Below are 18,320 nucleotides of genomic sequence, written 5' to 3'. Positions count from 1 at the left end.
CCGGTCCCACGTCTCATAACGGTGCCAAGACATGTCCGGTGATGCCAACCCCGTCTCGTCGTTTGCGTTCAACGGGTGGACCACCACCTGGCCCACCTCGCTGCTCGCCATCATCTGGCTGATCTGGCTCGCGAGCTGGGTCGGGGCCTCGTTCTGGTCGGGGCGGACCCGCAAGCATGTGACCGTGATCAAGACCAGCCGCTATCACGCGCTGATCGTGCTCGGCGGTATCCTGTTCACGCCCTGGACCTCGCGCCTGCTCGGCGAGAGACCGTTCTGGAACCCGGGCGAGACCGGCGTCTATCTGCTGACCGTGGTGACCCTGGCCGGAATCGCCTTCACCTGGTGGGCGCGCATCCATCTCGGCCGCTTCTGGTCGAACGCGATCACCCACAAGGAAGGCCACAAGGTCATCGATACCGGTCCCTATGGCATGGTCCGCCATCCGATCTACACCGGCCTGATCCTCGGCATGCTCGCGACCGGTCTTGCTGTGGGCACCATCAGCGCCGTGCTCGGCGCGATCCTGATCTCGCTCGGCATGACCTGGAAGGCCAAGATGGAAGAGGGCTTCCTCGGCCAGGAGCTCGGCCCTGACTACGTCACCTACTGCCGGCGCGTGCCGATGATCATTCCGTTCCTGCCGCCGGGCTGACCGCAGAGCGCTCAGCGCCGGACGGCCACTTCCGGCTGCGGCGGACTGGCGGCCTGCGGCAGCAGATGCCGCGGCAGGATGATGCGCTGGCCCGGCACCAGCGGCTGGGCGGCGAGGCCGCGGTTGGACTGCTGCAGCGCCCAGAGCGGAACGCGGTAATTGGCGGCGATCTGGTCCAGGGTCTCGCCCGGCCGCACCGCCAGCGCGGTGCCGCTGTCCCACAGCTCCACCGACGCCGTCGGCGGCACCAGATAGCGCAGCGGCACCGGGTCGGCCTCGGCGGTGGCCGAGGTCTGCGAGAGCTGGCTGATCATCGCCACCAGCTGGGCATGCACGTCCTCCATCTTGTCGATGTTGATGTGCGTGACCTCGTCATGATCCTTCATGTCGAAGCTGGCGTAATGGCCGCGGAAGCCCGGCTCCGGCTTGACGTCGCCGCCGCCGAGAATGTTGTCCGACAGGAACAGGTTGATGAAGCGCTGCACGTTCGGCGGCACGCTCTTGGTCGCATGGGCCGGGTCGATGGTGACGACGAGGCTGACCGGAATGTTCTGCTCCTGCAGCGCGATCGCGATGCGGACGCCGCACAGCCCGCCCATCGAATGGCCGATCAGCACGATCGGCCCCGGCTCCTGGCGGTAGTTCTTGGCCACCTGGAGCTCGATCAGGTCGCACAGCGTGAATTCATAGACATTGGCCCGATAACCGGCCTGCTCGATCTTCTCGGCCAGGCGGTCCATGCCGGTGGAGAACAGCGGCCCGAGCGCGCCGCGGAACAGGTAGACCCGCGGCGGCGGCAGCGGCTGGGGCGCCTCGGCGGGTGGGGTGGGCGCCGAACGGATGGCCGCGGGCGCCGGCTGCGTGGCGGCCTTGGCAGATCGGGTGGGCGCGGTGGCCGACGCGGCTCCGGCGGTCTGCGGGAGGGTGGACGCGGCGAGCCCCACGATCAGCAGCGCGGGCAGCCAGCGGCCGGCCGCGAGCTCAGCTGCAGCCTGGGCTGCACGGCGGCAGCCCTTCGCGATTCGCGACACGCCGGTCATCCGCGCTCCCGGGACAGCTCAGAACTTTGATCGAGCAGGGTCATGTCACCCTGCCATACCGCTTGTCGTTGCCGAATGGGAGCATTTTGGGGCATGCCGGACGGGCCGCCGCCGGCTTAGCGGTATCCGGTAGCCGCAGGCTGCGGGGCGGCCATACGGGTCGGCGGCGCCGCCGGCCGGCCCTTGCCGCCGAACACGACCGCGTCGATCGCGCCGATCACCTTCTGCTGCATGACCTGGTTCTTCTCGATGGTGACGTGACCGACGCCGGGAACCGACTGGACGTCGACATTCTCGAGCTTGCCGCGGAAACCATCGGCGCGGCGGACCGGCTCGCCGGCGCCGCTGGCGATGTAGAAATTGATGTAGCGCTCGGCGTTGCCGCCGACCAGCTTGGTCTTGAACACGGAATCCAGGCCGATCGCGAGCTTCACCGGCACGCCGAGCTGGCCGAGCTTGTTGATCATGTCCGGCAGCGCGGTCGCGCCGGAGGAATGGCCGACCAGGATGATGGTCTTGACGCGGCCGGCGCGATAAGCGGCCGCCGCTTCGTCAGCCAGCGACGACCAGGACACGAAGTTGGCGACCGTGTTCGGGATGCCCTGCGAATCGAGCTTGGCGGCGATGTCGTCGAGCCCGAGCGAGAAAATGTTGAGGACGCCGCGCAACAGGTAGACATGCGTCGTGCCGGCCGCGCTGGCAGCGGCCTGGCTCGGCGCGGCGCGAACCGATGCGGTCCCGAGCGGTAGCGCCAGCGCGAGCGCCAACGCGGCCATGCCAAACCAGCGCGCCGAAAGGCTGCGTCTTGCAAGGGTTCGAACGGTACTGGCGCGCGGCGTCATCGGTCCTTCTCCACCGTGGAACTGTCGAGACGGCGCGAACCGTACCCGAGGCGCTCGCAGACGCAACATCGTCAGGCGTCGCGGGGCGCGTTCATCGCTCAGACGTGACCGCGCGGCCACACTTGCCCAATTCGGCCGCAAAAAAACCCGACGAGCGACACGATCGACCGCCGCCGCTGTGATTGCGGGAGAGCATCGACGTCCCTATCTGTGCGCTTCGCCCTGCCCCGCGGAGACCGACCGCGCAGTTTCCCGAATCGCATCGAATCCGTCGAATGTCTCCCGTCATTTCCGTCACCGGCCTCTCGAAGACCTATCCTTCGGGCTTCACCTCGCTCAACAATATCGATCTCGCCATCGAGCCCGGCGAGATCTTCGCGCTGCTCGGCCCCAATGGCGCCGGCAAGACCACGCTGATCAGCATCGTCTGCGGCATCGTCAACGCCTCCGCAGGCAAGGTCGCGGTCGGCGGCCATGATATCGATGGCGACTATCGCGCGGCGCGGGCGATGATCGGGCTGGTGCCGCAGGAGCTGCACACCGATTCGTTCGAGAGCGTGTGGGCGACCGTGAGCTTCAGCCGCGGCCTGTTCGGCAAGCCGAAGAACCCGGCCCTGATCGAGAAGATCCTCAAGGACCTGTCGCTCTGGGACAAGAAGGACGCCAAGATCATGACGCTGTCCGGCGGCATGAAGCGCCGGGTCATGATCGCCAAGGCGCTGTCGCACGAGCCGCGGGTGCTGTTCCTGGACGAGCCGACGGCCGGCGTCGACGTCGAGCTGCGCAAGGGGATGTGGGACGTCGTGCGCGAACTCAAGGCCGCCGGCGTCACCATCATTCTCACCACGCATTACATCGAGGAAGCCGAGGAGATGGCCGACCGCGTCGGTGTCATCAACAAGGGCGAGATCGTGCTGGTGGAGGACAAGGCCAAGCTGATGGCCAAGCTCGGCCGCAAGCGGCTGAGCCTGCATCTGCAGCACCGGATCGACGCCATTCCCGAGGCGCTGGCGCCCTATCATCTGACGCTGTCGGACGACGGCTGGCGGCTCGCCTACGACTACGACACCAAGGGCGAGCGCACCGGCATCACCAGCCTGCTCAGCGATCTCAGGGCCGCGGGCATCCGCTTCGCCGATCTCGAAACCAAACAATCATCGCTGGAAGACATCTTCGTGAGCCTGGTGCGGTAATGAATTTTCGCGCGGTCGCCGCAATCTACAAGTTCGAGATGTCGCGCACCTGGCGCACGCTGCTGCAGAGCATCGTGTCGCCGGTGGTGTCGACCTCGCTCTATTTCGTGGTGTTCGGTGCTGCGATCGGCTCGCGCATCAGCGAGGTCCAGGGCGTCAGTTACGGCACCTTCATCGTGCCGGGACTGGTGATGCTGTCGGTGCTGACGCAGAGCATCGCCAACGCCTCGTTCGGGATCTACTTCCCGAAATTCATCGGCACGATCTACGAGATCCTGTCGGCGCCGATCTCGCCCATCGAGATCGTGCTCGGCTATGTCGGCGCGGCCGCCACCAAATCGATCATTCTCGGGTTGATCATCCTGGCCACGGCCGGGCTGTTCGTGCCGCTGCACATCCAGCATCCGGTGTGGATGCTGACGTTCCTGGTGCTCACCGCCGTCACCTTCAGCCTGTTCGGCTTCATCATCGGCATCTGGGCCGACGGTTTCGAGAAGCTGCAGATGATTCCGATGCTGGTGGTGACGCCGCTGACGTTTCTCGGCGGCAGCTTCTACTCGGTCAACATGCTGCCGCCGGCCTGGCACACGATCGCGCTGCTCAACCCGGTCGTCTATCTGATCTCCGGCTTCCGCTGGAGCTTCTACGAGATCGCCGACGTCAGGGTGGAAATCAGCGTCGCGATGACGCTGGCGTTCCTGGTGATCTGCATGGCCATCATCTGGTGGATCTTCAAGACCGGCTACCGGCTCAAGCGCTGAGCCGGCGCCGCCTCAAATCCAGGTTCGGCTCAGCGGTAGCAGCGAAAGTGGCCATAGCCGTCGCGATAGCCGCGGCAGTGATAATGGCGGTGATAATACGACCGGTGCGGAATACCGAGAACACCCTCGACGCCACCGACCACTCCGCCGACTCCCGCGCCGACGGCGCCGCCAACGACACCGCCCACCGGTCCTGCGATCCTGTTGCCTTCGTGGGCCCCTTCATGAGCGCCGCGGATGATGCCCTGGGCATGAGCGAACTGCGGCAGCGCCAGCCATGCCAGCGCAAGGGTGAGAAGCGCGAGCGCGGCGAGCGCATAGGTCAGCTTCTGCGGAGCGCGATCGTCGAGCACCGCCGTCTTCGCCTTCATCGTCAACATTTTGAATCCTGGGAACCGCATGGAAGGAATGGTTGAAACGCAGATGCGGCGAAAAAGTTGCACGGCGGTGTCGAATGGGCGGATTAGAGAGGTCCTAAACACCGGCCCGACACGCGATTGTCGCTCGCGAGAATGTCAGCCAGATGAACGTGCGGGAGACTATGCGCGAAATGCGCACGCCATTAAGGTTGAGGGCGCCCTTGGCTGGAACAAAGCCCCGATTTCCGACATAGTGCAGGCCGTGACGATGATGCGCGGCGTTTTCAACGTACCCGTTCTGAGGCCTCGCCACGTCGAGAGCCTGGAGGCCAGAGGTTACATGCGTACCACTTTATTTGCACTTGCAGGTCTCATGCTGCTGTCGGGCACGCCGGCTCTGGCGAAAATCGACATCACCGTCGATAAGAACAACCAGATCATGACCGTCGCGGTCGATGGCGTGGAGCGCTATCGCTGGCCGGTGTCGAGCGGCATCCCCTCGCGCGAGACCCCGAGCGGCACCTTCCGGGCCTTCCGCATGGAAGCCGATCACTTTTCCAAGGAATTCGACGACGCGCCGATGCCGCACTCGATCTTCTTCACCAAGGTCGGGCACGCCATTCACGGCACCGACTCGGAGGGCCGGCTCGGCATGCCCGCCTCCCATGGCTGCGTCCGGTTGTCGAAAGCCAATGCCGCCACGCTCTACGCGCTTGTGGAGAAGGACGGCGTGCTCAACACCACGGTGACCCTGACAGGATCGGCCGAGGTCGCGCTGGCGCGCAATCCACGTCGCGGCACTGCCGTGGCACGCCGCGAGATTCAGCAGCCGCAATATGAGGACAATGGCGAGCCGGTCGTGCTGACGCCGCAGCCGCAATTGCTGCCCGGCCGCCCGGTCGTTCCGCAGGCGCGCGCGGACGACGGCTACATCTATCCGGCCGACGGCACCGACAATGGCGTGCGCTATCCGGCGCCGCGCGGCACCGCCCGCCGCGTCTACGACGCCCAGGCCTATCCGCAGCAGCAGCCGTCGTATGATTACGACAACGGCAATCCGAGCTACGCGCAGCCGCGCTACTACCAGCCGCGGCCCTATCAGCCGCGCGGCTTCTACACCTACCAGAACTGATCCCGGCCGAGCGGTGGGGCCGGGCCCGCTTTGCGGCATCCGGCTCCACCCAGCCATCCGCATTCATTCGGCGCTGACGCGTTCCAGCGCGGCCGGCGTGGATCCGGCAGCGGCCTGCCCGCGGACCGCCGGCGCATGCTTGCGGCGCTGCACGAAATACTGGTCGGCGAGCACACCGATCAGGATCACGGTCCCCATCACGGCGAAGTTCAGCGAGCTCGGAATGCCGAGCAGGTTGACCAGGTTCTGCAGCACCTGCAGCAGGATCGTCCCCAGCACGACGCCGATGACCGAGCCTTCCCCACCGCGCAGCGAGCAGCCGCCGAGCACGGCCGCGGCGATCGCGTAGAGCTCATAGAACGAGCCGTGCACCGCCGGCGAAATCGAGCGGGTGTACATCGCGATCAGCACCGCGGACAGCGCGGTCAGCCCGCCGCAGATCACGTAGGCCGCGATCACCACGCGATCGGAACGGATGCCGGAGTAGCGCGCCGCCTCCTCGTTCTTGCCGACCGCGTAGAGATAGCGGCCGAACACCGAACGATGCAGCACCACCCATGCAATGGCCGTGACGATGGCGAGCGCCACCACGCTGTGCGGCAACGGAAAGCCGAGCACGTTGGTGCGGCCGGCGGTCAGCCATTCGAGCATCGGAAAGCTCGCGCCGAACCCGAACCCGGCGGTGGCATCCTCCGTGTAGTAGCGCGCCGCGCCGCGATAGATCAGAAGCCCGCAGAGCGTGACCACGAAGGGCTGGATCTTCATCTTGGTGACGAGCGTGCCGTGCGCGGCCCCGATCGCAAGTCCACCGGCAAAGATGAGCCCGAGGGCCAGGATCCAGTCGACGTCATGGTTGACGATCAGGTCGATGAACAGCACGCCCAGCAGCGCGATCACCGAGCCGACCGACAGCTCGATACCGCCGATGATGATGACGCAGGCCTCCGCAATGGAGAAGATGCCGAACATCCCGATCTGGTTGGCGGTGTTGGACAGATTGCCGGCGTACAGGAAGCGCGGGTTGATCAGGGTGACGACCGCGCCGACCACGAGGATCAGGACCAGCAGGCTCAGATCTTTCTTACGCACGGTCCCTCACCTCGATCGTTTCGCCAACGGCAAGCTTCAGCACATGGTGCTCGCTGAACTCGCTGCGCGTCAGAAAGCCCGAAATCGCGCCCTCGTGCATCACCGCAATCCGGTCGCTCACCCCGATCACCTCCTCCATGTCGCTCGAGATCATCAGGATGGCGACGCCGGCATCGGTCAGCCGGCGCAGCATCTCGTAGATCTCCTGCTTCGCTCCGACATCGACGCCACGGGTCGGCTCGTCGAAGATCAGGACCTTCGGCCGCATCGACAGCCATTTGGCGAGCACGACCTTCTGCTGATTGCCGCCAGACAGCGCCGCCGCCGGGGTCGCGACGTCGGGCGCGCGGATCTTGAGCTGCTCGCGCAGGCCGTTCGCGTTCGAAGTCTCGCGCTCTGTGTCCACCAGGAACCAGCGCAAATAGGACGCAAGGTCGGGCAGCGAGATGTTCTCGGCGATCGAGAGGTCGAGCAGCAGGCCGCACGCCTTGCGGTCCTCCGGGATCAGGTAGACGCCATGCGCGATCGCCGCGCGCGGCGTGGAAATGCGGATCGGCTCGCCCTCGAGCCTGATGCCGCCGCCCTGCAATGGATCGACACCGAAAATGGCGCGCGCCAGTTCGGTGCGTCCCGAGCCGACGAGGCCCGCAAGCCCGAGGATTTCGCCGCGGCGGACCTGCAGGCTGACGGCCCGCTCCGGATAGGTCTGGGTGACGGCGTCGACGATGTCGAGCACCGTGTCGCCCGGAGGCGCCGCCGGCGGCACGTAGAGCGATTTGAGATCGCGCCCGATCATCAGCCGGATCATCGCCGCCGGCGTGAGCTCGGAGCGCGCCAGCGCGCCGACCATGCGTCCGTCGCGCAGCACCATCGCGCGGTCGGCGCATTGCTGCGCCTCGTTCAGCCGATGCGTGATGAAGATGACGCTGACGCCCTCGGCCTTCAGGCCGGCGATGACCTGCATCAGCCGGTCCGTCTCGGTCAAGGTCAGGCTGGAGGTCGGCTCATCCATGATGACGAGACGAGCATCGAGCGACAACGCCTTGATGATCTCGACCAGCTGGCGCTGCGCCAGCGACAGCGAGGCCAACGGCGCATCGGCGGCAAAATCCGCCCCCAGGCGTTCGAGCAGCGGCCGCACCTTGGCGTGCAGCCGCTTGCGATCGATCAGCTTCAACGGGCCGCCATAGACCGGCTCGCGGCCGATGAAGACATTGGCGGCGACATCAAGATTGTCGAACAAATTGAGTTCCTGGTGAACGAAGGCGATTCCGGCCTTGATCGCATCCGTGACGCTCAACGCCGGACGTTCGGCCCCATCGACCCGGATCAGACCGCCGCTCGGCGCGACGACGCCGCCGAGCACGCGCATCAAGGTCGACTTTCCGGCACCATTCTCGCCGACAAGCGCGATCACTTCACCGGGCGCCACGGCAAAGCTGACGTGGTCGAGCGCGACCACGCCGGGATAGATCTTGCTGATGTCGACCAGTTCGAGAAACGGCTCTGCCATGGGGGGCTTGCATTCAGACCGACGTCGCCAGCGTGACGGGACCAATCGCAAAGCCAACCGGCGGGATGAGACCATCCGCCGGTTGGGCTGCTTTCGACGGCCGGACTGCAGGCAGTGCCGGCACTCCCTTACATCTTCTACTTCTGCAACATCTGCTTCATCTGGGCCATGAAGTCCCCGACATTCGATTTGTCGATGACCTTGCCGGGCACGATGATGATGCCGTTGGCGGGAATTCCGGACTTGTCGCCTTCGATGGCCTTCGCCATCAGCTTCATGCCCTGATAGCCCCACTCGAACGGCTGCTGCACCACGGTGCCGACGATGCTGCCCTCGTTGACGCCGCCGAGCGTGATCGGATCCTCGTCAAAGCCGATGATCTTGATCTTGTCGAGCTTGCCCGCCTCCTTCAGCACCTCGTAGATGCGCGGGGTATTGTAGGAATAGAAGCCGACCAGGCAGCTGACATCGGGCATCTTGGCCAGGATGTCCTCGACGTTGCGCTTGGCACGGGTCTGATCGATCTCGTCGCCGCGGACGTCGACCAGCTCGATCTTGGAGCCCTTGATGGTCTCCTTCACGCCTTCGATGCGCTCGCGCGCATTGTCGGCGCCGGGCAGACCGACGAAGCCAACGCATTTGCCACCGTTCGGCAGCGCCTTGAGCATCAGCTTACCGGCATCCTTGCCGAGCTCGGTGTTGGAGGAGCCGATATAGGCGATGCGCTTCGATTGCGGCGCGTCGCTGTCGGTGGTGAAGAGCACCGTCTGCGCGGCGACCTTGTTGAGGTGCTCGGTCTGGTTCTTCGGATCGACGGCGCTCACCATGATTCCGGCAGCCCCGGCCGCGACGAGATCATCGAGCATCCGCTGCTGCACGGCGGCTGCGGCCTGCTCGGGATATTTGAGCTGCAGATTATAGTTGGGAAGTTCGCCCTGCGCCTTCTTGAGCCCGGCCTCGGCGATCTTCCAGAAATCGGACGCGCCGTTGACCACGAAGGCAAGTACCTTCTTGTCCGCGGCTCCCGCCGAGCCGACACCGAGCGCCATCGACAACAAGGCAGACGCACCGGCAATCCAAAGACGCTTCATCGAACCCCTCCCATGTGAAGCCGGCTTGCTTTCATGCAGCCGGCATTTTTGTGGTCACGACAGATACGCTCGACAGACATCTCTTGCCCGAAGGAGCCGCTGCGGCCCAGACGAGACAACACGCATGGTTGAGTCCTGACAGCGCCGAGTGAGTTTCGCTCTGCTCGGCGCGATCGGACCGGCCCCTCGCCGCTCGGATGTCGTCTGAAGTTGGCTAGTGAAATTGACTACTGAAGTTGGCTAGACGTGCGCGCCCCAAACGCAGCCCGCCTGACGAAGGTTGGCCCGGGCCTCGAATGAGGGGCGCACCTCAAGGTAGCATGGTCATCTCAGGCGTGCAACAGATGCCCGTGCATAAAGCAAGAAACACCGCTGTTTTGCGATGCAGTACGTCTGATGATGGACGGCGTCCGTGGGGTTGCCTTGCGGCATTGCAACCGACGTCCAGCTCCAGCCGAGGCACGCACCTCTCAATCGGTCGCGCGAGATTCCACGATGACGCGGTCGACGCCGGAGCGCGCGAACCGCGCGTCGCCCGCTATTCGCCGTCGCGCAGCCGCCGATACACCGCGCCGAGAATGTTCGAATAGTCGTCGGTCCAGACCCGCTCGCCGTCGGTCGGCTCGGTCTCCGTCCATTTGTCCGAGGCCGCCAGCTTGCCGACATCCGCCTCCTCGCGCGCGCTGATGACGACGTCGGTGGAGAAGATGTACTCGTCGTCGCGGCCGGAGTCCTCGTTGTAGACCCAGCTCTTCAGGTCGTTGGCATCGGCGATGCCGACGACGACGCTCTCGAGCTCCAGGTGACGGTTGGAGACGTGCATCACCACCGCGCCCTGCGGCGCCAGCTTGGCCTTGTAGATCGCCATCGCCTCCTCGGTTGCCAGATGGATCGGGATCGCATCGGACGAATAGGCATCGACGATGATGAGGTCGTAAGCCCCGTCCGGCTCCTTGGCGAAGGTCAGCCGGGCGTCGCCGATCACGGGCTTGAAGTCGGGCGCGCAGTTCCTGATGTAGCTGAAATATTTCGGATCGCTGGCGGTATCGACCATGGTCTGGTCGATCTCGAAATAGTTCCAGCTCTCGCCGGGCTCGGCGGCGCAGGTGAGCGTGCCGGCGCCGACGCCGATGACGGCGACCTTCAACGGCGCGCCCTTGCGCTCGCGGATCGCGCTGATCGCACGGCCGATGCCGCCGTCCTTGTGATAGTAGGTGATCGGCTCGGGACGGCCCGTCGCCTTGGAGCCGTCGGCATTGAGATATTTCTGCGCGCCGTGGATGGTCGTGCCGTGCATCAACACGTGGTAATGGCCATCGGACGTCACCACGATCTTGTGCACGCCGAAGAAGCTGCGCACCGTTTCGACGCGGCCGTCGTCGGCCGGATAGGCGCGGATCAGCACCAGCGCGAGTGCCGCGGTCGCAAACACCTTCCAACGGCCGGCGTTGAGCAGCAGCGCGATCAGTGCCGCCAGCGCGCCCACTGCGCCCGCAACATAGACGCGGTGCTCCTCCAGATAGGTCGTGACCTTGCCGGTCATCGCGGCCGGCACCAGCAGCGCGAGCGCGATCGCAGCCAGCGCGATCCAGTACCAGCGCGTGAGCTTCGGCAGCCGCTCGCCGGCCGCCGGGCGGCACAGCGCGGCCAGCGCCAGCAGGATCGGGTATTCGGCGACCCACGAGAAGGTGTAGGGCGCGATCAGCCCCGCGAACAGGCCGCCGACCATGCCGCCGAACGACAGCGCGACGTAGAAGCCGGTGAGATATTTTGCGGCCGGACGCGTGCGTGCGAGCTCGCCATGGCAGGCCATCGCGATCACGAAGAAGCAGAGCTGGTGGCCGCCGAGCGTCAACGCGAGGTTCTGCTCGCCGCCGAAGGCGAGCAGCATGACGACGCCGGCGATCGCGAGCGGCTGCAGCGCCAGCATCCATTTGTGCGGCAGCAGCGGCCGCGATTGGAACACCAGCACCCAGGTCAACAGATAGAGCGACAGCGGCAGCACCCACAGCAAGGGCGCCGCCGCGACGTCGGTCGAGATGTGCGCGGTCACCGCGATCAGCAGGCCCGAAGGCACGGCGGCGAGGAAGATCCAGCGCAGGCGCAGCAGCCAGCGCGGCGCCGGCGCGGCGCTGTCATCGCCGTGCAGCAGGCTCGCAACGGTGACCGGCGAACGCAGCAGCAGCACGCCACAGCCGGCGATCAACGCGATCAGCACGGCGTAGCCACCGGTCCAGATCAGGTTCTGCGTGCGCAGGCTGAAGATCGGCTCGATCAGCAGCGGATAGGACAGCAGCGCCAGAAAGCTGCCGATGTTCGACGACGCATAGAGGAAGTACGGATCGGGGCCGGCCGGATGACCGGTGCGAACAAACCAAGCCTGCAACAGCGGATTGTTGGCGGCGAGCGCGAAGAACGGCAAGCCGATCGACACGGTGAACAGGCCGAGCAGCCACAGCCCATAGCCCGAATTCGGCGGATCACCCCAATGACCCGCGATCGACAGCGGCAGCGTCAGGATGGCGAAGCCGAGCAACAGCAGATGGATCGCGATCGGAAGCACCCGGCTGGGCAGCTGGGTGAGGAAATGCGCATAGGCATAGCCCGCCAGCAGCAGTGTCTGGAAGAACACCATCGCCACCGACCAGACTGCCGGAGAGCCGCCGAGCCGCGGCAGCACCATCTTGGTGAACAGCGGCTGCACCGAGAACAGCAGCAGCGCGCTGACGAAGATCGCGGCGGTGTAGACGACGAGCACCAGCCGGTTGCGTGCGGCGGAAGGCTGAGCGACGGCGACGGACGAGGCGATTGAGGTCATGGCAACTCCAGCGGCGGCCGGCGTCAGGTCCGAGGGCCAGACCGCGGCGTGCAGACGACACATAGCGGATCGAAGGGCGGTATGGCGAGCAGCCGTGGCAAAACCGAGTTTTCCTTGACGCGGCGCCGCTCCGGGGCGACAGCACCAGTCGAGGTTCCCGAACGACGGCACCTGCGGTCATTAATCAGGGCTTTTTGAAGCGGACATGAACGAGACCGACGCGATCATCATCGGCGCGGGCCATAACGGCCTGACCTGTGCGGCCTATCTCGCGATGGCCGGCCTGCGCGTGCATGTGGTCGAACGCCGCAAGGTGGTGGGCGGCGCCGCCGTCACCGAGGAGTTTCACCCCGGCTTCCGCAACTCCGTCGCGTCCTACACGGTGAGCCTGCTCAATCCGCGCGTCATCTCCGACCTCCGGCTGCACGACCACGGGCTCGAGATCGTCGAGCGCCGTGCGCAGAATTTTCTGCCGTCCCCCGATGGCCGCTATCTGCTGACCGGCGAGGGCCGCACGAAGGCCTCGGTGGCGCGGCTGAGCCCCGGGGATGCCGATGCGATCGGCCCGTTCTCGGCGCGGCTCGAGGCGATCGCGGACGTGCTGCGCAGCCTGGTGCTGCGGGCGCCGCCGAACCTGGTGGCCCAATTCGGCTTGCCCGCGATCCGCGAGGCGTTCAACGCGCTCGGCACCGCCAACACGCTGCGCGCGCTGTCCTTGGAGCAGCAGCGCGACCTGCTGGATCTGTTCACGCGCTCGGCCGGCGAGATGCTCGACGAGATCTTCGAGACCGACCTGGTGAAGGCGCTGTTCGGCTTCGACGCCATCGTCGGCAACTATGCCAGCCCCTACGCGGCCGGGTCGGCCTATGTGATGCTGCATCATGCCTTCGGCGAGGTGAACGGCAAGAAGGGCGTCTGGGGCCACGCCATCGGCGGCATGGGCGCAATCACGCAGGCCATGGCGCGCGCGCTGAAGGAGCTGGGAACACTGGTCCAGTTGGACTGCGGCGTCCGCGAGGTGATCGTCGAGCGCGATCGCGCCGTCGGCGTCGTGCTGGAGGACGGCCGCGCCATCCGCGCCCGTTACGTCGTCGCCAACGTCAATCCGAAACTGCTCTATACGCGGCTGGTGCCGGGAGGCGCCCTGCCCGCGCCGTTCCTGAGCCGGATACGAAACTGGCGCAACGGCTCCGGAACGTTCCGCATGAACGTGGCGCTGAGCCGCCTGCCCTCGTTCAGCGCCCTGCCCGGCGACGGCGACCATCTTTCAGCCGGCATCATCCTGGCGCCCAGCCTCGGCTACATGGACCAGGCCTATCTCGATGCTCGCGCGCAGGGCTGGAGCCGCGATCCGGTTGTCGAACTGCTGATCCCATCCACGCTCGACGCCACGCTGGCGCCCGCGGGGCAGCATGTTGCCAGCCTGTTCTGCCAGCATGTCGCGCCGGAGCTGCCGGACGGCCGCTCCTGGGACGATCATCGCGACGAGGTGGCCGACCTCATGATCGCGACCGTCGATCGCTATGCGCCTGGCTTTGCGGCCAGCGTGATCGGCCGGCAGGTCTTGTCGCCGCTGGATCTGGAACGCCAGTTCGGGCTGCTCGGCGGCGACATCTTCCACGGCGCATTGACTTTGAACCAGCTGTTCTCGGCCCGGCCGATGCTGGGTCATGCCGACTATCGTTCGCCTCTGAAGGGTCTCTACCATTGCGGATCGGGCAGTCATCCCGGCGGCGGCGTCACCGGCGCACCCGGCCACAATGCGGCCCGGGCGATTCTGGCCGACCACCGCGCCCCGTTCGGCTGAGGACGGACGGTGGAAAGGCCTGCGAGCAAGCCTGTGGAAAAGCTGTGGACCTGAGGCGATCGACCATGGGGAAAAAGCGCCCCGAAGGCTGTGCAATACCTGCGGGAATCGCGGGAGCCAGGCTGTGGAAATCCGCCCTCAGAAACGAAAAACCGGGCACCAGGGCCCGGTCCGTCGAGAGCGCCGTATCGCTTGAGACGTCACTTCAACGACGTGTTGATGGAGTCGAACTTGCTGCTGAGCGAGGAGCCCAGCCCGTTCACCGCTGCGATGATCGCCAGGGAAATGCCGGCTGCGATCAGACCGTATTCGATGGCGGTCGCGCCGGATTCGTCACGCAAGAACTTCGAGAGAAGGGTTTTCATCTGTACCTCGTTTCCCAACCGGGAACCGAGGGCAGCCGGTTCCCAACGCGGGAACCCTAGCTCAGGAGAACCTAAAGTTGAGATAATGAGCCCGGCTCAAGTCGCGGCGTATTTTGCAGCAATTGCCGGACGTATTTTAGACGAGTGATCCCCACACCCAAATACAATCAATGGCTGCGCAAAAACGGGGCAGATTCGCGCCAAGGAGCTTGCACTGGCGGTCAGATTGCTTAACCACGCCATCGAAATCAGCCCGGACCCAACCAGATGACATCATCCACGACGCCTGCGACCCACAAAGCCAGCTTCACGGTCGCGGACGAGGCGGCCGCGCGGCCGGCGGTGGATATCCTGACCGAGGTGTTCTTCGAGGGCGATGCAGCCGTTGCCGCCTTCGAGCGGCCGGACGGGCGCTGGGACGTCACGGTTCATTTCGCCGATCCGCCCGACCAGGCGCTGGTGCGTGAGCTCGTCGGCGGGGCGGCTGGCGCCGATGTGGCCCAGAACCTGACGTTCGAGGCGGTCGAAGCCAAGGACTGGGTCAAGGCCAGCCTGGACGACCTCGTCCCGGTACCGGCCGGCCGCTTCATGGTTCATGGCGCCCACGACCGTGAGCGCGTGCCCGGCAACAAGCTCGGGATCGAGATCGAGGCGGCGCTCGCCTTCGGCACCGGCCATCACGGCACCACCCGCGGCTGCCTGCTGCTGCTCGACCATGTCCTGAAGAGCCGCTCGCCACGGCGCGTGCTGGACCTCGGCACCGGCACCGGCGTGCTCGCCATCGCCGCGGCCAAGGCGACCCACCGTTCCGTGCTGGCCAGCGACATCGATGCGCCGTCCGTCAAGGTCGCGCGGGACAATGCCCGGCTCAACGGCGCGGGACCCCTGGTCCAGGTGATCCGCGCCACGGGCTTTGCCGCGCAGGAATTTGCCGAAGGCGGCCCGTTCGACCTGGTGCTGGCCAACATCCTGGCCAATCCGCTGCGGCAGCTGGCCGCGCCGATGCAGCGCCATCTGGCACCCGGCGCTTTCGTCATCCTGTCCGGCCTGCTGACGCCGCAATCACGCGCGGTTGTCGCCGCCTATCGGGCGCGCGGCGTGGTTCCAGTCCGGCATCTGAGAATCGAAGGATGGAGCAGCCTGCTGTTGCAGAGGCGGCTGTGAACGAGGATCAGGTGACGTCTCGCCCGTTAAGTCTTCTACGTTTTCGGCTGGCTCTGCTGGGAGGCGGATTCGGACTGATCACGCGGCGCACGTCGCAATCGCGGTTCGACGAGACGGTTGACGAGATCGGCCAGCGCACTGCGCGGCTTCTCGACGGGTGCTGGAGCCGGTGCGCGTGGCGTCGGCGCCGACAGTTTCTCGAAGGTAAAAGCAGGCATCGCGCACCCCCTCGCCATTGAGTTGAGGCACTCCCCGGATTTGGCGACCGTGGTTGATCTTTACGATCGTGGTCGCAACATCCAAACGTTTCCTCGCGACATCTCTTGCGGATGACCGGCGTGCGACAGCAAATCTTTTTGCACAAGCGAATGCAAGGAGATTCTTCGTGCACTGCACCGTCAACTGGATGAGTATCTGTCGCAGACGAGACTCACCGCCTAAAGTATGAGACCGATGTTCGAAGCTCTGTTCCAGACGTTCGAAGAACCCGAAACCGGTGTGGCGCTCACGGCGCGGCTTGCCGCTCTGCGCGAGGAGCTGGCAAGCGCCAAGCTCACCGGCTTCATCGTGCCGCGCGCCGACCAGCAGCAGAACGAATATGTGCCGCCGTCGGAGGAGAGGCTGGCATGGCTGACCGGCTTCACCGGCTCGGCCGGCCTTGCGATCGTGCTGCCGCAACAAGCCGCGATCTTCGTCGACGGCCGCTACACCCTGCAGGCCAGCAAGCAGGTCGACGGCAAGGCGTGGACGGTGGAATCGCTGATCGAGCCGCCGCCCGAGAGCTGGCTGACCGGCCATCTGCAGCGCGGCGACCGCGTCGGCTTCGATCCGTGGCTGCATACGACAGCCGCCGCCGAGCGCTTCGCGGCCGCCTGCGCCAAGGCCGGCGCCGAACTCGTGCCGGTCGAGACCAATCCGATCGACAGCATCTGGAGTGAGCGCCCGCTGCCGCCGCTCGGCGCGGTGTCCGTTCACGGCGCGGGATTGTCAGGCGAGGTCGAGGCCGAGAAGCTCGCACGCATCCGCAAGGAGATCGAACGGCTCGGCGTCGAGTCGCTGGTGCTGTCGGATTCCCACAACGTCGCCTGGACCTTCAACATCCGCGGCAGCGACGTCTCCCACACGCCGCTGCCGCTGTCCTACGCGCTGGTGCCGAAGACGGGGCGCCCCACCATCTTCATCGATTCCCGCAAGCTCTCGAACCTGACGCGCGATCATCTCGAACAGAGCGCCGAGGTGGCCGAGCCGGACATGCTGTCGCCGCGCCTGACGGAGCTCGCGCAAACCGGAGCAGCCATCGCGCTCGACAGCGCCACCGCCGCGGACGCGCTGACGCGGCTGATCCAGGGGGCCGGCGGCAAGGCGGTGCGCGGCGCCGATCCGGTCAGCCTGCTCAAGGCAGCCAAGAACGCCGTCGAGATCGAGGGCACGCGGCGCGCGCACCGGCGCGACGCCATAGCCCTGGCGCGCTTTCTGGCCTGGATCGATCGCGAGGCGCCGAAGGGCTCCCTGACGGAGATCGACGCCGTCGAGGCGCTGGAGAGTTTTCGCCGCGACACCGGCGCGCTCAAGGACGTCTCGTTTCCGACCATCTCCGGCACCGGTCCCAACGGCGCCATCGTGCATTATCGCGTCACCCGCAAGAGCAACCGCCGCATCATGCCCGGTGATCTCCTGCTGATCGATTCCGGCGCGCAGTACGAGGACGGCACCACCGACGTCACGCGCACGATCGCGGTGGGCACGCCGACCGAGGAGATGCGCGACCGCTTCACCCGCGTGCTGCGCGGGCATCTCGCGATCGCCCGCGCGGCCTTCCCGGACGGCGCCACCGGCGCCCAGCTCGACACCCTGGCGCGGCAGTTCCTGTGGCAGGCGGGCATCGATTTCGAGCACGGCACCGGCCACGGCGTCGGCAGCTATCTGTCGGTGCACGAGGGTCCGGCGCGGATCTCCAAGCTCGGCACCACGCCGCTGAAGCGCGGCATGATCCTGTCCAACGAGCCCGGCTACTACAAGACCGACGCGTTCGGAATCCGCATCGAGAATCTCGAGCTGGTCGTGCCCAGGGATATCCCCGGCGCCGAAAAGCCGATGAACGGGTTCGAGGCGCTGACGCTGGCGCCGATCGATCGCCGGCTGATCGACGTGGCGATGCTCAGCGCCGAGGAGCGGGCCTGGCTCGACGCCTATCATGCCCGCGTCAGGGACATTGTTCGCGCGTCGCTCGACGAGGCCGACCAGCACTGGCTCGACCAGGCAACCGCGCCGCTGTAGCGGACTGGGCCGAGCCGTAGGGTGGGCAAAGCGACGCCGAAAGTCGTCGCGTGCCCACCGCGCATCAGCGCATTCCACTGCGCGACGGTGGGCACGGCGCCACCGCGACCTCGCATGGGGAGACAGCACGGCCGCACCTTTGGTAGAGTCGAGGAGAGGCGCGGTGACTTGAGGCCAGCGGCCATCGTTCCGTTTCCTCTCCCCGCTCATCGAA

15 protein-coding genes are annotated in these 18,320 nt (G+C 66.0%); 7 read left to right on the top strand and 8 right to left on the bottom strand.

All coding sequences use genetic code 11. The features are described from left to right. Window positions 1–31: 31 nt before the first annotated feature. Window positions 32–655, top strand: coding sequence for a methyltransferase family protein (locus ACQR1B_RS33180; protein WP_434836917.1), 624 nt, complete (start codon window positions 32–34; stop codon window positions 653–655). An 11-nt stretch (window positions 656–666) separates the two neighbouring features. Here ACQR1B_RS33180 and ACQR1B_RS33175 read toward each other — a convergent pair whose 3' ends face one another. Then, a complete protein-coding gene (locus ACQR1B_RS33175; protein WP_434836916.1) occupies window positions 667–1,695 on the bottom strand; it encodes an alpha/beta fold hydrolase in 1,029 nt (342 codons plus the stop codon). 116 nt (window positions 1,696–1,811) lie between these two features. Next, entirely contained in the window at window positions 1,812–2,537 is a 726-nt protein-coding gene (locus ACQR1B_RS33170; protein ID WP_434836915.1) for a hypothetical protein, read from the bottom strand. 275 nt (window positions 2,538–2,812) lie between these two features. On the opposite strand from ACQR1B_RS33170, the gene ACQR1B_RS33165 reads away from it, so the two are divergent. Then, on the top strand, window positions 2,813–3,730 hold the full coding sequence (locus tag ACQR1B_RS33165) for an ABC transporter ATP-binding protein (RefSeq protein ID WP_434836914.1): 918 nt from the start codon (window positions 2,813–2,815) through the stop codon (window positions 3,728–3,730). Continuing rightward, a complete protein-coding gene (locus tag ACQR1B_RS33160; RefSeq protein ID WP_434836913.1) occupies window positions 3,730–4,491 on the top strand; it encodes an ABC transporter permease in 762 nt (253 codons plus the stop codon). The genes ACQR1B_RS33165 and ACQR1B_RS33160 overlap by 1 nt, the downstream gene beginning before the upstream one ends. 29 nt (window positions 4,492–4,520) lie before the next feature. Here ACQR1B_RS33160 and ACQR1B_RS33155 read toward each other — a convergent pair whose 3' ends face one another. Continuing rightward, window positions 4,521–4,871: a hypothetical protein gene (locus tag ACQR1B_RS33155; protein WP_434836912.1), complete on the bottom strand. Its 351-nt coding sequence runs from the start codon at window positions 4,869–4,871 to the stop codon at window positions 4,521–4,523. 319 nt (window positions 4,872–5,190) lie between these two features. Here ACQR1B_RS33155 and ACQR1B_RS33150 point away from each other — a divergent pair, with 319 nt between their 5' ends. Beyond that, complete coding sequence (locus ACQR1B_RS33150) at window positions 5,191–5,982, top strand: L,D-transpeptidase (RefSeq protein WP_434836911.1); 792 nt, start codon at window positions 5,191–5,193, stop codon at window positions 5,980–5,982. 63 nt (window positions 5,983–6,045) lie between these two features. Here ACQR1B_RS33150 and ACQR1B_RS33145 read toward each other — a convergent pair whose 3' ends face one another. The 4 genes from ACQR1B_RS33145 to ACQR1B_RS33130 form a co-directional block, all read right to left on the bottom strand. Next, the gene (locus ACQR1B_RS33145; RefSeq protein WP_434836910.1) at window positions 6,046–7,071 is read right to left on the bottom strand and encodes an ABC transporter permease; all 1,026 of its coding nucleotides are present in this window, start codon (window positions 7,069–7,071) and stop codon (window positions 6,046–6,048) included. Beyond that, window positions 7,064–8,584: a sugar ABC transporter ATP-binding protein gene (locus ACQR1B_RS33140; protein WP_434836909.1), complete on the bottom strand. Its 1,521-nt coding sequence runs from the start codon at window positions 8,582–8,584 to the stop codon at window positions 7,064–7,066. The genes ACQR1B_RS33145 and ACQR1B_RS33140 overlap by 8 nt, the downstream gene beginning before the upstream one ends. A 137-nt stretch (window positions 8,585–8,721) precedes the next feature. Beyond that, a complete protein-coding gene (locus tag ACQR1B_RS33135) occupies window positions 8,722–9,675 on the bottom strand; it encodes a sugar-binding protein (RefSeq protein ID WP_434836908.1) in 954 nt (317 codons plus the stop codon). Window positions 9,676–10,213: 538 nt separating this feature from the next. Then, complete coding sequence (locus tag ACQR1B_RS33130) at window positions 10,214–12,493, bottom strand: fused MFS/spermidine synthase (RefSeq protein ID WP_434836907.1); 2,280 nt, start codon at window positions 12,491–12,493, stop codon at window positions 10,214–10,216. A 205-nt stretch (window positions 12,494–12,698) separates the two neighbouring features. Between ACQR1B_RS33130 and ACQR1B_RS33125 the strand changes: the two genes are divergently transcribed. Beyond that, complete coding sequence (locus tag ACQR1B_RS33125) at window positions 12,699–14,300, top strand: phytoene desaturase family protein (RefSeq protein WP_434836906.1); 1,602 nt, start codon at window positions 12,699–12,701, stop codon at window positions 14,298–14,300. Window positions 14,301–14,500: 200 nt separating this feature from the next. On the opposite strand, the gene ACQR1B_RS33120 is transcribed toward ACQR1B_RS33125, so the two are convergent. Continuing rightward, window positions 14,501–14,665 (bottom strand): Flp family type IVb pilin, encoded by a 165-nt coding sequence (locus ACQR1B_RS33120; protein ID WP_434836905.1) that lies wholly within the window; start codon window positions 14,663–14,665, stop codon window positions 14,501–14,503. A 267-nt stretch (window positions 14,666–14,932) separates the two neighbouring features. On the opposite strand from ACQR1B_RS33120, the gene ACQR1B_RS33115 reads away from it, so the two are divergent. Together ACQR1B_RS33115 and ACQR1B_RS33110 are read left to right on the top strand one after the other, a co-directional pair. Further along, complete coding sequence (locus ACQR1B_RS33115; RefSeq protein WP_434836904.1) at window positions 14,933–15,829, top strand: 50S ribosomal protein L11 methyltransferase; 897 nt, start codon at window positions 14,933–14,935, stop codon at window positions 15,827–15,829. A gap of 453 nt (window positions 15,830–16,282) precedes the next feature. Further along, window positions 16,283–18,106 (top strand): aminopeptidase P family protein, encoded by a 1,824-nt coding sequence (locus ACQR1B_RS33110; protein WP_434836903.1) that lies wholly within the window; start codon window positions 16,283–16,285, stop codon window positions 18,104–18,106. Window positions 18,107–18,320: the final 214 nt, after the last annotated feature.

This window comes from Bradyrhizobium oligotrophicum (genome assembly GCF_051168495.1).
GTDB classification, from domain to species: domain Bacteria; phylum Pseudomonadota; class Alphaproteobacteria; order Rhizobiales; family Xanthobacteraceae; genus Bradyrhizobium; species Bradyrhizobium oligotrophicum_A.
This window is presented reverse-complemented; position numbering and strand designations above follow the sequence as displayed.

What these genes read in the sequence shown, in the direction of transcription:
- ACQR1B_RS33120 (WP_434836905.1), bottom strand. Translation starts at nt 14,665, where the DNA reads ATGAAAACCCTTCTCTCGAAGTTCTTGCGTGACGAATCCGGCGCGACC.
- ACQR1B_RS33175 (WP_434836916.1), bottom strand. Translation starts at nt 1,695, where the DNA reads ATGACCGGCGTGTCGCGAATCGCGAAGGGCTGCCGCCGTGCAGCCCAG.
- ACQR1B_RS33165 (WP_434836914.1), top strand. Translation starts at nt 2,813, where the DNA reads ATGTCTCCCGTCATTTCCGTCACCGGCCTCTCGAAGACCTATCCTTCG.
- ACQR1B_RS33140 (WP_434836909.1), bottom strand. Translation starts at nt 8,584, where the DNA reads ATGGCAGAGCCGTTTCTCGAACTGGTCGACATCAGCAAGATCTATCCC.
- ACQR1B_RS33160 (WP_434836913.1), top strand. Translation starts at nt 3,730, where the DNA reads ATGAATTTTCGCGCGGTCGCCGCAATCTACAAGTTCGAGATGTCGCGC.
- ACQR1B_RS33130 (WP_434836907.1), bottom strand. Translation starts at nt 12,493, where the DNA reads ATGACCTCAATCGCCTCGTCCGTCGCCGTCGCTCAGCCTTCCGCCGCA.
- ACQR1B_RS33110 (WP_434836903.1), top strand. Translation starts at nt 16,283, where the DNA reads ATGTTCGAAGCTCTGTTCCAGACGTTCGAAGAACCCGAAACCGGTGTG.
- ACQR1B_RS33150 (WP_434836911.1), top strand. Translation starts at nt 5,191, where the DNA reads ATGCGTACCACTTTATTTGCACTTGCAGGTCTCATGCTGCTGTCGGGC.
- ACQR1B_RS33155 (WP_434836912.1), bottom strand. Translation starts at nt 4,871, where the DNA reads ATGTTGACGATGAAGGCGAAGACGGCGGTGCTCGACGATCGCGCTCCG.
- ACQR1B_RS33180 (WP_434836917.1), top strand. Translation starts at nt 32, where the DNA reads ATGTCCGGTGATGCCAACCCCGTCTCGTCGTTTGCGTTCAACGGGTGG.
- ACQR1B_RS33125 (WP_434836906.1), top strand. Translation starts at nt 12,699, where the DNA reads ATGAACGAGACCGACGCGATCATCATCGGCGCGGGCCATAACGGCCTG.
- ACQR1B_RS33115 (WP_434836904.1), top strand. Translation starts at nt 14,933, where the DNA reads ATGACATCATCCACGACGCCTGCGACCCACAAAGCCAGCTTCACGGTC.
- ACQR1B_RS33170 (WP_434836915.1), bottom strand. Translation starts at nt 2,537, where the DNA reads ATGACGCCGCGCGCCAGTACCGTTCGAACCCTTGCAAGACGCAGCCTT.
- ACQR1B_RS33135 (WP_434836908.1), bottom strand. Translation starts at nt 9,675, where the DNA reads ATGAAGCGTCTTTGGATTGCCGGTGCGTCTGCCTTGTTGTCGATGGCG.